Raw genomic sequence first — 12300 nt, 5'->3', positions numbered from 1 at the left:
CCACTTCAGGCTATGATCCAGTTTTCCGACCAACCCACGAAAGGATATCCCTTTGGCAACCATGTGCTCCGGCGGTCTCGATACCGGTTTTGCTTCACTTGATTACCTGCAGATCGGGATTTTGGGCGTAATCCAGGGAATTTCGGAATTGCTGCCCATCTCTTCCACCGCACACATGCGCATCATCCCCGCCCTGCTCGGCTGGCAGGACCCAGGCTCGGCGTTTTCCGCCGCCATGCAGATGGCCGCGCTCGCTGCAGTGATCAGTTATTTCTGGCGCGACGTGCAGCAGGTGGTCACCGGCAGCATCGGCGCCATTCGCGACCGCGACTACGACAACCGCTGGTTCAAGCTGGCGGTGGCGATCATCCTGGCGACCATCCCCATCTGCATCGCCGGGGTTGCCTTGTCCGGTGTGCTCAACAGCTGCAATTCGCCGTTGCGCGGGCTGCTGGTGATCGGCGGCTCATGCGTGGTACTGGCCGCCCTGCTGGCCTGGTCGGAGCTGACCTGCAAACACGAACGGGACATGAGCCAGATGCGTCTGCGCGATGCGTTGATCGTCGGTGTCGCGCAGATCGGCGCGTTGATCCCCGGTGTGTCGCGTTCGGGCTCGACCCTCACTGCGGCGCTTTTCCTCAACTTCAAGCGTGAAGAAGCCGCGCGCTTTTCCTTCCTGCTCGGCCTGCCGGCGATCGCCCTGGCCGGCCTCAAGGAAATGTGGGTGCTGGTGCACGCCAACATTGGTGCAGACGCCTGGGGCCATTTGATCTTCGGCCTGGTGATTGCGAGCATCTCGGCGTTCTTCGCGATCTGGGGCCTGATGAAGTTCCTGGAGCGCTTCTCCACCTGGCCTTTCATCGTCTACCGGGCGGTGCTGGGTGTGTTCCTGATCGTGGCGGTGAGCGGTGGCTGGCTGGCCAACTGATCACAGCCTATGGAGAAACTCGGGGCTGCCGGAGTGCCGGACCGGCCCCCGAGCGGCCACCGGGCCGGTTTGACCTTATCCCGCCAGTACCTGCGCCAACCACGCACGCAAATCCTTCACCTCCACGCCACTGATGGTGTGCACCATTCCCGGGTACACATGCAGCTGCGGTTGCAGGCCCAACCCTCGCAGTACCTGATCGGCCGCAGCGGCATCCTTGACCGGCAGTTGCGGATCGTCGGTACCATGGCCGATGAACACCGGCAACCGGGCCAGCGCCGGGGACGGCTTGATCTCGGCGTGCAGCACGGGCAACAGGCTGCCACTGAGTGCGGCAATGCCGCCGACACTGCCTGGCCGGCGCAGCCCGACTTCATAGGCCATGATCGCCCCCTGGCTGAAACCCACCAGGATTACCTTGTTGGCGGCGGTGTGGTACTTGGCCTGGGCCTGGGTGATGAACTGGCCCAGCAGCCGCTGGCTGTCCGCCAATTGCTCGGTGACGCCGTCGTAGTCGCCCTCCCCGGGCTTTCTGGTGAACCATTTATATGCCCCCGGCTCGACGTCCAGTGGCGCCCGCAGGGACAGGTAGTTGTAGCCGGCGGGCAACTGTTCGCGCAGGCTGAACAGGTCGTCCTCATTGCTGCCGAAGCCGTGCAGGAAGATCACCAGCGGCTGGCCCGCCGTGGCACTGGCCTGCTCCAGATAGGGCACCGGCAGGTCATGCTGCAGGCCATCGGGGCCGGCCATGGCCAGGCCGGGGGCCAGCAAGGCGGCGCCCAGAAACAAAGTTGATAGAGTGATTCTGCCCACGCGGTCGACTCCCGAGTCACAAAACGCCCAGCTTAACATCGCTGCGTCCCCACGCTGATGACAAAGCCTCAAGCGCCGGGCGAAGCTGCCGATAAGCTTGTTGCCAGCCTCCGCCGGCCCCGTCACGCAGGCCTGACCATGCTCACGACCCTTACGCGCTTGTCGCCGCTCCGCGCTCAAACCCTGTGCCTGCTGCTCTGGCTGGCAACGGGTTGGGTCGGGCTGCCTGTGGCAAACGCCGAGCCGCTGCGGGTGGTCACCGAAGAATTCTCGCCGTACAACATGACCGAAAACGGCAAAATCACCGGCTTGAGTACCGAGGTGGTGCAGGCCGTGCTGGCAGAAGTCGGCGAGACCGCGCCTATCCAGGTGATGCCCTGGGCACGCGCCTACGACATGGCCCTGCACGAGGAGAACGTGCTGATCTATTCCATTACCCGCAGCCCTGAGCGCGAGCCGTTGTTCAACTGGGTCGGGCTGATCGTCTCGACCCATACCTGCCTGTACTCGTCGGCCGCGCGGCCGGTGCACCTCAACAGCCTGGAGGACGCCCGGCGCTACCAGATCGGCACGGTCAAGGACGACGTTGGCGAGGAATACCTGACCGCCCGCCATTTCACCGTGGGCGAAAACCTGCAGTCGAGCAGCAAGTACGAATTGAACTACGACAAACTCAAGGGCGGCCGGGTCGACCTGTGGATCTCCGATGACCGCAACGCTGCCTACCTCGCCCGCCAGGCCGGCGATCAGCCGGAACGGGTGCTGGTGCAGTCCCTGCCGCTGGCCGACCTGGGCGAAGACCTGAGCCTGGCGTTCAGCCTCAAGACCCCGCAGGCGACGGTCGAGCGCTACCGCGCCGCGCTTGAGGCGATCCATCGCAATGGCAAGTACGACGCCATCATGCGCAAGTGGCTGTAGACATGAGCCAGCCTCCCGAACACGAGATCTACGACCTGGCCTTGCCGCTGTCCACCCCGGTGGGCTCGCTGGGCCGTCGGCTGGTGGGCGCGACCCTGATGTTCTGCCTGCTGTTCACCCTGGCCACGGTGGCGGTGCGCACCTGGTTCGCCTGGGACAACAACCAGGGCACGATGAACAGTGAGCTGCAACTGATCGACCAGGTGTTCCAGGGGACCCTGTCCCGTGCAGTCTGGGAGATGGATCGCGACGCCTTGCAGGCCCAGCTCGACAGCATCGCCAAGGCCGCCCCGGTGGGCCATGTGGAACTGCGCATCCTGCGCGCCGGCCGGGCCCCGGAGGTGCTCGAACGCAGCCGCACCGAACAGGACGGCAACGCGCCGCGGCTGCACCGCGAGCTGACGGTCGAGCCGTACCCCGGCGCCAGTGAACTGGTCGGCGAGTTCACCATCGTCGGCGACCAGACCCTGCTGTGGCGGCGCCTGTGGAAAGAGGTGGCCAGCATCGTCATCACCCAGGTGATCCAGTCGCTGGCCCTGGCCGGGCTGATCATGGGCATGTTCAACCGCTCGGTCACCGTGCATGTGCAGCACATCGCCTGGCACCTGGGCCGGCTGTCCCCGGCCAACCTGCGCGAGCGCCTGTCGCTGGGCCGCACCACAGCCTCCGACAACGATGAACTCCAGCTGCTGGAGGTCGGCGTCAACGACCTGCAGGACAAGCTGGCCACCTACATCGAGCGCCAGCATCAGGACGAAGTGGCCCTGGCCGCCAGCCGCGACCGCCTCGCCGAGCTGGTCCAGGAACGCACCGCCGAATTGCTCGCCGCCAACGTGCGCCTGCAGGAACTGTCGCGCCACGATTCACTGACCGGGCTGGCCAACCGGCGCTATTTCGACGAGATGAAGACCGTCGAATTCCAGCGCGCCACCCGCCATCACCAGCCGCTGGCAGTGCTGATGTGCGACGTCGATTTCTTCAAGAAGTACAACGATGCCCACGGCCACGCCATGGGTGATGACTGCCTGCGCACCGTCGCGCAGATCCTGCGCAAGGTCTTCACCCGCTCCGGCGAACTGCCGGCGCGCCTGGGCGGCGAAGAGTTCGCCGTGCTGTTGCCCGGCGCCGACACTGAACAGGCCCGGCATGCCGCCGACCGCCTGCGCCTGGCCCTGGCCGAAGAGCGGCTGTTGCACGGCGCCTCCAGCGTCTCGCCGTTCGTGACCTTGAGCATCGGCGTGGCGCAACTGGACCCTGACACCATGCACGACTTCGACCGGCTGCTGCAAAGCGCAGACCAGGCACTGTACCGGGCCAAGAGCCAGGGCCGTGACCGGGTGGTGGTATGAACCGCTCCCCGGGCGGCTGGCGGCCACTGCGCGCCGCTCGCAGACGCCTGGCATACGGCGCAGTGTGGCTCACCCTCGGCCTGCTGACGCTTGCCCAGGCGAGCCTGGCGGCAACCATCGAGGCGGTCACCGAGGAAACTTCCTACAGCTTCCTGCAGGGCGGCAAGGTCGCCGGTGTCGGCAGCGAGATCGTCGAACAGATGCTGCATATGGCCGGCCTGGACGACTATCACCTGGCGCTCTATCCCTGGGCGCGGGCCTACGACATGGCGCTGCTGCAGCCCAACGTGCTGATCTACCCGATTGTGCGCACCCCCACCCGCGAATCACAGTTCAAGTGGATCGGCCAGTTGGCACGCATCGCCCCGCGGTTCTACAAGCTGCGCGAGGAACACGACATTGTCGTCACGCAACTGGACGACGCGCGCCGCTACACCATCGGCGTGATCCGCGACGATGTGCGCCAGCAGTACCTGGAGGAGCACGATTTTTCGCGCATGGTGGTGTCGGCCAACAACGCCGACAACTTCCGCAAGCTGCTCAACCATCAGGTGCAGCTGGTGGTGCTGCCCGAGCGCGAGGCCCGGGTGTTGAGCGAGGCGGCGCGGATCGACTACGACCAGTTGGAGAGCGTGTACAGCCTCGATGACCTGAGCAGCGGGCTGTATTTCGCCTACAGCAAGTCCACGCCTGACGACGTGGTGGCCCGCACCCGCGCCGCCTTCGAGCGACTCAAGGCTGCCGGTGGCCTGGTCAAGGCCGGGGATGAACCACAGGTGACGGCGGGCAAACAGTCTCCGTAGTGGCCAACGGTCATCGCCCGGTAACTTTTTTTCATTAGCCTTCAGCCTCTCACCCCACCCTGCGCGAGGCTGCACCCATGTCTCCTTCGACCGTCGCACTGGCGAACCGCATTCATCGCGAACTGCTCGACCAGGCTGACGAAGAGCTCGAACTGGAGCTGGCCGAAGACGGCCTGACCGATGAATTCTTCGATGCCCACGTGGCCGACAGCCCGGAAAGACAAGCCCGCCGCCTGTACTTCAGCGAACTGTTTCGCCTGCAGGGCGAACTGGTGAAGTTGCAGAGCTGGGTGGTCAAGACCGGCCACAAGGTGGTCATCCTGTTCGAAGGCCGCGACGCGGCCGGCAAGGGCGGCGTCATCAAACGCATCACCCAGCGGCTCAACCCGCGGGTTTGCCGCGTCGCCGCACTGCCCGCCCCGAGCGACCGCGAGCGCACCCAGTGGTACTTCCAGCGCTACGTCTCGCACCTGCCAGCGGCGGGCGAGATCGTGCTGTTCGACCGCAGCTGGTACAACCGCGCCGGCGTGGAAAAGGTCATGGGCTTTTGCAACGACAGCCAGTACGAAGAGTTCTTCCGTGACGTTCCGGAATTCGAGCGCATGCTCGCCCGCTCCGGCATCCAGCTGATCAAGTACTGGTTCTCGATCTCCGACCAGGAACAACACCTGCGCTTTCTCAGCCGTATCCACGACCCGCTCAAGCAGTGGAAACTCAGCCCCATGGACCTGGAGTCGCGGCGGCGCTGGGAAGACTACACCAAAGCCAAGGAAATCATGCTCGACCGCACCCACAGCGCCGAGGCGCCATGGTGGGTGGTGCAGGCCGACGACAAGAAGAAGGCGCGTCTGAACTGCATTCACCACCTGCTCGGCCAGATGCCCTACGAAGAAATCGAACAGCCGCCGATCGAATTGCCCCAGCGCATGCGCCACGAGGCCTACCGGCGCAGCCCGACTCCGGCCGAGCTGATCATTCCCCAGGTCTATTGAGCGCCACAAGCCGGCACGCAACAAGCCCGCGCCGCCGGTCCGCCGGCGGTGCGGCTGCAAGATAACCGTCACAATCTGCGCTTAGCTTGGAGGTTCAGCCTGCCAAGCGAGCGCCCCATGACCACTGCCCACGCGACTTCTTCCCGTCATACCTCGTCCAGCCACCCGCAGCTGGGCCGGCGCATGACCAAGCGCAGCCTGGTGCTGTTCTTCGCCTTGCTCACCGTCGGCCTGGTCATCAGCGGCTGGGGCATCTTTCACGACGTCATCGCCGCCGGCAATGTCGCCAAGTCCTGGCTGCCTTACGGCCTGCTCGGCGTGGCGCTGCTGATTGCATTGGGCTTTGAATTCGTCAACGGCTTCCATGACACGGCCAACGCCGTGGCCACGGTCATCTATACCCACTCGCTGCCCGCCAACGTCGCCGTGGTCTGGTCCGGGCTGTGCAATTTCCTTGGCGTGCTGACCTCCAGCGGCGCCGTGGCCTTCGGCATCGTCGCCCTGCTGCCGGTGGACATGATCCTGCAGGTGGGCACCAGCAACGGCTTTGCGATGATCTTCGCCCTGCTCATCGCCGCCATCGTCTGGAACCTCGGCACCTGGTGGCTGGGCCTGCCGGCCTCCTCCTCGCACACCCTGATCGGCTCGATCCTCGGCGTCGGCATCGCCAGCGCCTGGCTGGACGGGCGCAACGGCCTGGACGGCGTGGACTGGAGCCAGGTGACCAAGGTCGGCTATGCCCTGCTGCTGTCGCCGGTGGTGGGTTTCTTCTGCGCCGCCGCGCTGCTGCTGCTGATGCGCGCCTTCATCAAGCAGCGCGAGCTGTACCAGGAACCCCACAAGGCCGCGCCGCCACCGGCCTGGATTCGCGGCCTGCTGGTGCTGACCTGCAGCGGCGTGTCCTTTGCCCACGGCTCCAACGACGGCCAGAAAGGCATGGGCCTGATCATGCTGATCCTGGTCGGCACCCTGCCCATGGCCTATGCCTTGAACCGCGCCGTGCCGGTGACCCAGACCACCCAGTTCGTCGCCGTCGCCCAGGTCACCCGTGACGGCCTGCAGCGCGCGGTGCCGGCTGCGACCCCGGCCGATCCGCGCGGCGTGCTGCTCGACTACCTGCACAGCCGCAAGGCCACCGGCGAACTGATCCCGGCCCTGGCCGGCGTCACCGACCTGATCGCCGAGGAAGTCAAAAGTTATGGCAGCCTGGTGCAGGTGCCCCCGGACGCCATGACCAACGTGCGCAACGACATGTTCCTCGCCTCGCAGAGCATCCATTTGCTCAACCAGCAGCACCTAGACAAGTTCAGCGACGACACGCGCAACAACCTCAACGAGTTTCAGCGCCAGATCGACGAAGCCACGCGGTTCATCCCGCTGTGGGTCAAGGTGGTGGTGGCGATCGCCCTGGGCCTGGGCACCCTGGTAGGCTGGCGACGCATCGTGATTACCGTCGGCGAGCGCATCGGCAAGACCCACCTCACCTACGCCCAGGGCGCCAGCGCCGAGCTGGTGGCAATGGCCACCATCGGCGCGGCGGACATGTACGGGTTGCCGGTCTCGACCACCCACGTGCTGTCCTCGGGTGTAGCCGGCGCCATGGCCGCCAATGGCAGCGGCGTGCAACTGGGCACCTTGCGCAACATCATGCTGGCGTGGGTGTTCACCCTGCCGGCAGCGATGGCGTTGTCGGGAGTGCTGTATGCGCTGTTCAGGGTGATGGTCTAGTCCGCTCCATTCCAGCCCCGCGCTGAAGGGGCCTGTGCGGCCTAGAGGTAGAACAAGGTCACTGTCGCTTCTCCGTCCAGGGTGAGTCCGGTTGCAGCGCCGGGCAGCTGTTCGGTTGGGTTCAAGGCGGTCAGCATCACGAGGTTGGCCTGCAGCACCCTGAACATACCAGGCGCGCCCATGTCCCGAGGCCGCGACCAACTGTACTGGCGATCCTCCTCCGAAGCCGGGTTGATCATCGATCCGTAGTCGTCCGCCCAGCTGCCGTCGGCGCCAACCCGGGAGATCCCGTACGCCACGCCCGGCCCGTCCCAGTGCGCCCACAGGAACCTTAGCGCATAGGCGCCGATCGACTTGCCCTCCAGGCGACCCAGACCGAACAGCAGGGTCCGCTCACCCAGTTCGGCCTCGATACCATCAGGCACCGAACCTGCACGGCGGTCGCGAAAGCTCAGGGCGAAACTGGCCGGCCCGGCGCAGTGGATGCTCAACTCGAAGGTCGTCGGGCTCAGCTGGCTGAAGCCCGTCGGTGACAGGCTGTGCAGATTGATGGCGCCGTGATTGATCTGCGGCAGCTGCATCGTGCAGCTGGGCGGCCGCACGTGGCCCGAGACCGACAGCCGGGTTTCAGCGGCCATGGCCGTTGCGCCAGTCAAAAACAGGAGGGCCGCTGTTGCGGTGCGGCCTGGGCGTAGGGCAAAGCGTTGCATCGTCGTGATCCTGAAGAAGTAGCGATGGCCAGGGCGTGATCAGAGATAGTGCAGCGTGATCGTCATGGAACCGTCCAGCGCGCTATCGTTACCCACGTCGGGCAGGTCGGCGACGCGATTCAGGTAAGGCCGGATCCAGATGTTGGAAACGACTCGGTCAATCGAACTTGGCGTGTGGCGTCCAGGCGCGTTGCCCCAGCTCCACGCGTATTGCAGACCTTCTCCCGGGTCCGGGCTCAAGGTCTGCTCCCCCACCAGGGTCCAGCCAGAGCGATCGCTCGGCGCGCTGATCGGGTAAAGCGGCATCGGCCCGATCTGCATTCGCCCGAAGGTGGCGGTATAGGCGCCCAGTCGTTTGCCAGCCACTTCGCCCAGGCCGAACAAGCGGCCTGGCAATTCACCGAACTGCGCGTCCATGCCATCCGGCACGGTACCGGCACGGTTGTCGCGCAGACTGACGGCGAACAGCGTCGGGCGCTGGCAATTGATCAATATAGCCATCTCTGCAGGGGGCAGTGGCGTGAACCCGGTAGGGTGCAACAGACCGCTGGCGATCTGTCGATAATTGATGCCCTCCTCCTGCGTGTTCAACTGGCAGGCCTGTGGGGAGACAGTGCCGGTGATGGCCAGCTGGACGGGCTGGGCGACAGCGTTCAAGGACGCAGCGCCTGCGGCGCAGAGCAGCACACGGCGGAACAAGCGTAGGTGAGTCGGTATTGCGGCCATTTCAGGGCCTCCAGTGGTGGTATGGGATGCAGCGAGTCTTTCGCCGCAAAGGGTTTGCCTGGCGAAAACGGCGAGCTGGCCTCGCTGGCTTTTTTTCACGACGCGGCCGCCCTTGGGACTGGCAGCTCATCGGCCGCCACGCAGACGGCGGCGACGGTTTCGTAATAGGCGTCCGGGTCCGGCTGCTCGGGCACGCTGGCCTGCACTTCGCAGAACTGCCCCGGCGCGTACTGCACACGCAGCGCGCTGGTCGCAGAGTATTGGTTGACGTAGGCCTTGCCGTCGTTGCCCACAGAGGTCACGTAGGCACCGCTCTGATCGGCCAGGGTCAAGCCCTTGGCCAGCGCCTGACCCTGACTGTCGGTGATGTGCAACAGCAGGCGCCGGGTGACGCTGACTGCGAAGTCCAGGCGCTGCACCGAGCCGCGCCCGAGAGTGATCGCCTGGTAGCTGTTGTCGATATCGACATGCCGCGCCAGGCCTGCCGTCTGTACCGTCACCGCCGTCGGCTGATAGGGATTGACCCGGGCAATCAACGCGTGCCCGCGACGGTCGGTCCACACCGAACCGTTGCTGGTTTGCAGCTCCACCCCGGGCAGCTCGCCGACCTTGGCCAGCAGGTAGGTGTCGCCCAAGGCCTGCGGCGAGAAGGTCACGCCGCCGCTGTGCCAGGCCAGGCCGCCCGCCAGTTGGCCGCTGTAGCTCTGGCTGGACGGGTCGGCGTACGAGTAGCCCAGCAGCTGCCGGCTGCGCGCGCTGCTCCAGTCGACCTGGGAGGAAAAACTCTGGCGAGCCGCTGTCAGGTCTTCGGCGGCGCTGACTCGATAGTGGCCCGATTGACCGAAGCGCGCGCTGTAGCTGCTGTCGAGGCGCGCCTGGCCGTTGCGCTGGCTCGCGGAGCCACGCAGGTTGCGCTGCCCGCCGAGGGCCAGGCTGACGCCGAGCATGGCCGAGGTGTCGCGACGCGCGGCGCTGCCCAGGCTGTACTGGACATTGAGGTTGACGCTCAGCGCAGCCCATTTGTGGCTCCAGCCGGCGTGCACATGCTGGCTGCGATGCCCGTTCCAGGTCTGGCTCCAGGCCTGCCCGACCTGGTAGCTGCCCCAGCGCGGCGCTGCCCAGCCGAGTGACAGACCGGCCTGCTGGCGCTGGCGCCCCAGGCTGTCATCGTCCTGCGCGCGGCGCACGGCGTCGGCTACATCGCGATAGTCACGGGTCTGTCCCTGCCAGTTCAAGGTGCTGGTCAGCTGTTCGCTCAGCCGGTTGTTGAGCGTCGCGCCCAGGCGTGAGCCGGCCAGGTCTTCGCGCTGCACCCGCGCTACACCGCCGTGAAGGTGCAGACTGGTCTCCGGGCTCAGCGGCGTACCCAAGGTAAAGGCGCCCGCCTGATAGCCATGATCGGACGCCATCAGGCCGCCGGACAACAGGCTGTCGCGCCCCAGCGCCCAGCCCTGGCTAGCGGTCAGCAGCCAGGGCTCGGGCGCCTGGTCCTGGCTGAAAGTGCGCAGCTTGCCGGCCGCCAGCGCCAGCCCCGGCGTGCTGGGGCGCGAACGCGACAAGGCGCTGGCCGGTAGCGTAAAACTGCGGCGCTGGCCATCCTCCTCGATGACCGTCACCTGCAAGTCGTTACGCCCGTCGAGGGGCACGATGCCCGGCAGCGTGAACGGGCCCGCCGGCACCAGGGTGTCATGCAGCAACGCGCCGGCCTGGCGCACTTCGACTCGCGCCGGTCCGTTGGCGATGCCCTGCACTTGCACACCGGCCGCGCCACTGGCGCGCAGCGCCGCCTCGGGAAACCACTGCGCGCCGGTGAACGCCGTGCCGGCGAAGGCGGAACCGAGCAGGTTGATCTGCCCGACCTGGGCCGAGCCTGCGTGCTCGGCGAAGGTGCGCTGGGCGTAGGTCTGCAGTGGCTGGAAATGGGCCCGGCCGTTGTAGGAGGTGAACGTCTGGCGGCTGCGGATCAAGGTGTCCGCCACATTGAGGCCTGCCTCGGTGCTTGCCGAAAGGTAGCGGTTGACCCGGGCAGCGCTCTCGCCGCGCAGGCCCAACAGGTCGTAGTTGAGCATGGCCGCTGTGCCGCCTCCTTGAAATTCCACGCCGGCATGTGTCTCGCGCAGGGCACTGGCGGGCAACAGCAGCGCGACCTGGGCCGTGGCAGGATGCAGCTTGACCTGGGCCTGGGGATGCAGCGCGACAAGGTCGATGCAGCCTTGGGCCGCGTCACGCAACGCAGGCTCGCGGGGGAGCTGCACGTGCCCGGCCTCGAGCAGCGAACGGGTCGCGCAGAGCTCGCCGGCGGCGTCGAAGGTCGCACGGCTGCGCCCCCGGGACCGGCCGTTGACCTGCAATTCGACCCACTGCACGCCGGGCAGGAAGCGCGTGGCATTCTTGAAATAAGCGGCGAGCGCGGGATCGAGCCCACGCCTGCGCAGGGCTTCGCCGTCAAACACCACGGCATCGTCGCTGGCTACTGCGGTGGCGGCCCCCTGGGCCGCGGCGACAGGAGCGATGCCCAAACCGAGGTAGAACCAGAGTGGCTTGGGCATCGGCACGATCAGAGGTGGAACAGGGTCAGGGTAGCGCGGCCTTGGAGCTCGAGCTCATTGCTCAGGCTCGGCAGGTCGCCGGTGCGGTTCAGGGCGGTGGCGATGTTGAGCGTGGCATCGACTCGGTTGTACGCCCCAGGGGTCGTGCCGGTCGAGGCCCAGCTGTACTGCATGTCGCTGGCCTGGTTGACGATGATCTGGTTGCCGCTCAACGCTGTCCAGGCGCCGCTGCTGGTGGCCCGGGAGATTGGCGTGATGGCGCCGCTGTCGCCTTGCTGGCCGCCCTCGGCGAACGACACGGTGTAGGCACCGGTCGGTTTGTCGGTGCTGCCGCCCAGACCCAACACCGCCCCGGCCGGCGCGTTGAGGAAGGTTTCGATGCCGGCCGGGATCGCGTCTGGACGCTCGTCGCGAATGGACACCGCAAAGGCGCCGGGAGCGTCGCAGGTGATGGTCAGTTGCACGGTCTCGGCATTGAGCAGGGTGAACTGGGTGGCAGACAGGTCGGCCGGGGCGATCGGGCCATGGTTGATCGTCCCGCCGCCCGAGAAGGACGGGGTGCACACTGCTGGTGTGATGGTGCCGGTGATGGTCAACTCGGCGCTGGTGGCCAGCGCCGCCATTGGCACAGACGCCAGTACGGGTACGAGGACCAGGGAACGCAGGGTATTTTTCATGAGCTTTCTCTCTGTGGGTGATATCGATGGGCAAGGCGTCAGGTGAAAGCCTTGCCGATGGCTGTGCTTGAGTTGTAGTTGAATCGTGGTTGAGTTGTGCTTGGGTA

Annotated in this window: 11 protein-coding genes; 6 read left to right on the top strand and 5 right to left on the bottom strand. The window is 66.1% G+C overall.

What is annotated here, in order from left to right:
• The first annotated feature begins 61 nt into the window (after positions 1-61).
• Complete coding sequence (locus SFA35_RS11355) at positions 62-928, top strand: undecaprenyl-diphosphate phosphatase (protein ID WP_414058540.1); 867 nt, start codon at positions 62-64, stop codon at positions 926-928.
• Between the two features lie 75 nt (positions 929-1003).
• On the opposite strand, the gene SFA35_RS11350 is transcribed toward SFA35_RS11355, so the two are convergent.
• Positions 1004-1678: an alpha/beta hydrolase gene (locus tag SFA35_RS11350; protein ID WP_320578978.1), complete on the bottom strand. Its 675-nt coding sequence runs from the start codon at positions 1676-1678 to the stop codon at positions 1004-1006.
• A gap of 201 nt (positions 1679-1879) precedes the next feature.
• Here SFA35_RS11350 and SFA35_RS11345 point away from each other — a divergent pair, with 201 nt between their 5' ends.
• The 5 genes from SFA35_RS11345 (at position 1880) to SFA35_RS11325 (ending at position 7531) form a co-directional block, all read left to right on the top strand.
• Positions 1880-2659, top strand: a complete 780-nt coding sequence (locus tag SFA35_RS11345; RefSeq protein ID WP_320578330.1) for a substrate-binding periplasmic protein — start codon at positions 1880-1882, stop codon at positions 2657-2659.
• Positions 2660-2661: 2 nt separating this feature from the next.
• Positions 2662-4008 carry a GGDEF domain-containing protein gene (locus SFA35_RS11340; protein ID WP_320578328.1) on the top strand — a complete coding sequence of 449 codons (1347 nt, stop codon included), beginning with the start codon at positions 2662-2664 and terminating at the stop codon, positions 4006-4008.
• Positions 4005-4811 (top strand): transporter substrate-binding domain-containing protein, encoded by an 807-nt coding sequence (locus SFA35_RS11335; RefSeq protein WP_320578320.1) that lies wholly within the window; start codon positions 4005-4007, stop codon positions 4809-4811. Before SFA35_RS11340 ends, SFA35_RS11335 begins: the two co-directional genes overlap by 4 nt.
• Before the next feature lie 77 nt (positions 4812-4888).
• Positions 4889-5803, top strand: a complete 915-nt coding sequence (gene ppk2 / locus SFA35_RS11330; RefSeq protein WP_320578318.1) for a polyphosphate kinase 2 — start codon at positions 4889-4891, stop codon at positions 5801-5803.
• Positions 5804-5920: 117 nt separating this feature from the next.
• On the top strand, positions 5921-7531 hold the full coding sequence (locus SFA35_RS11325; RefSeq protein WP_320578316.1) for an inorganic phosphate transporter: 1611 nt from the start codon (positions 5921-5923) through the stop codon (positions 7529-7531).
• Between the two features lie 41 nt (positions 7532-7572).
• Here the strand turns inward: SFA35_RS11325 and SFA35_RS11320 are convergent, their stop codons facing one another.
• The 4 genes from SFA35_RS11320 to SFA35_RS11305 form a co-directional block, all read right to left on the bottom strand.
• Complete coding sequence (locus SFA35_RS11320) at positions 7573-8169, bottom strand: DUF1120 domain-containing protein (RefSeq protein WP_320578314.1); 597 nt, start codon at positions 8167-8169, stop codon at positions 7573-7575.
• Positions 8170-8280: 111 nt separating this feature from the next.
• Complete coding sequence (locus tag SFA35_RS11315; RefSeq protein ID WP_320578312.1) at positions 8281-8898, bottom strand: DUF1120 domain-containing protein; 618 nt, start codon at positions 8896-8898, stop codon at positions 8281-8283.
• Between the two features lie 164 nt (positions 8899-9062).
• Positions 9063-11516, bottom strand: a complete 2454-nt coding sequence (locus SFA35_RS11310) for a fimbria/pilus outer membrane usher protein (protein WP_320578310.1) — start codon at positions 11514-11516, stop codon at positions 9063-9065.
• An 8-nt stretch (positions 11517-11524) separates the two neighbouring features.
• Positions 11525-12193 carry a DUF1120 domain-containing protein gene (locus SFA35_RS11305; protein WP_320578308.1) on the bottom strand — a complete coding sequence of 223 codons (669 nt, stop codon included), beginning with the start codon at positions 12191-12193 and terminating at the stop codon, positions 11525-11527.
• Between the last annotated feature and the right edge of the window lie 107 nt (positions 12194-12300).

The organism is Pseudomonas sp. HR96 (assembly GCF_034059295.1).
Lineage (GTDB): Bacteria > Pseudomonadota > Gammaproteobacteria > Pseudomonadales > Pseudomonadaceae > Aquipseudomonas.
This window is presented reverse-complemented; position numbering and strand designations above follow the sequence as displayed.

Bases quoted from the DNA above. Each gene is read 5' to 3' on its own strand.
- SFA35_RS11355 (WP_414058540.1), top strand. From the start codon at position 62: ATGTGCTCCGGCGGTCTCGATACCGGTTTTGCTTCACTTGATTACCTG.
- SFA35_RS11350 (WP_320578978.1), bottom strand. From the start codon at position 1,678: ATGGCCGGCCCCGATGGCCTGCAGCATGACCTGCCGGTGCCCTATCTG.
- SFA35_RS11345 (WP_320578330.1), top strand. From the start codon at position 1,880: ATGCTCACGACCCTTACGCGCTTGTCGCCGCTCCGCGCTCAAACCCTG.
- SFA35_RS11340 (WP_320578328.1), top strand. From the start codon at position 2,662: ATGAGCCAGCCTCCCGAACACGAGATCTACGACCTGGCCTTGCCGCTG.
- SFA35_RS11335 (WP_320578320.1), top strand. From the start codon at position 4,005: ATGAACCGCTCCCCGGGCGGCTGGCGGCCACTGCGCGCCGCTCGCAGA.
- ppk2 (WP_320578318.1), top strand. From the start codon at position 4,889: ATGTCTCCTTCGACCGTCGCACTGGCGAACCGCATTCATCGCGAACTG.
- SFA35_RS11325 (WP_320578316.1), top strand. From the start codon at position 5,921: ATGACCACTGCCCACGCGACTTCTTCCCGTCATACCTCGTCCAGCCAC.
- SFA35_RS11320 (WP_320578314.1), bottom strand. From the start codon at position 8,169: ATGGCCGCTGAAACCCGGCTGTCGGTCTCGGGCCACGTGCGGCCGCCC.
- SFA35_RS11310 (WP_320578310.1), bottom strand. From the start codon at position 11,516: ATGCCCAAGCCACTCTGGTTCTACCTCGGTTTGGGCATCGCTCCTGTC.
- SFA35_RS11305 (WP_320578308.1), bottom strand. From the start codon at position 12,193: ATGAAAAATACCCTGCGTTCCCTGGTCCTCGTACCCGTACTGGCGTCT.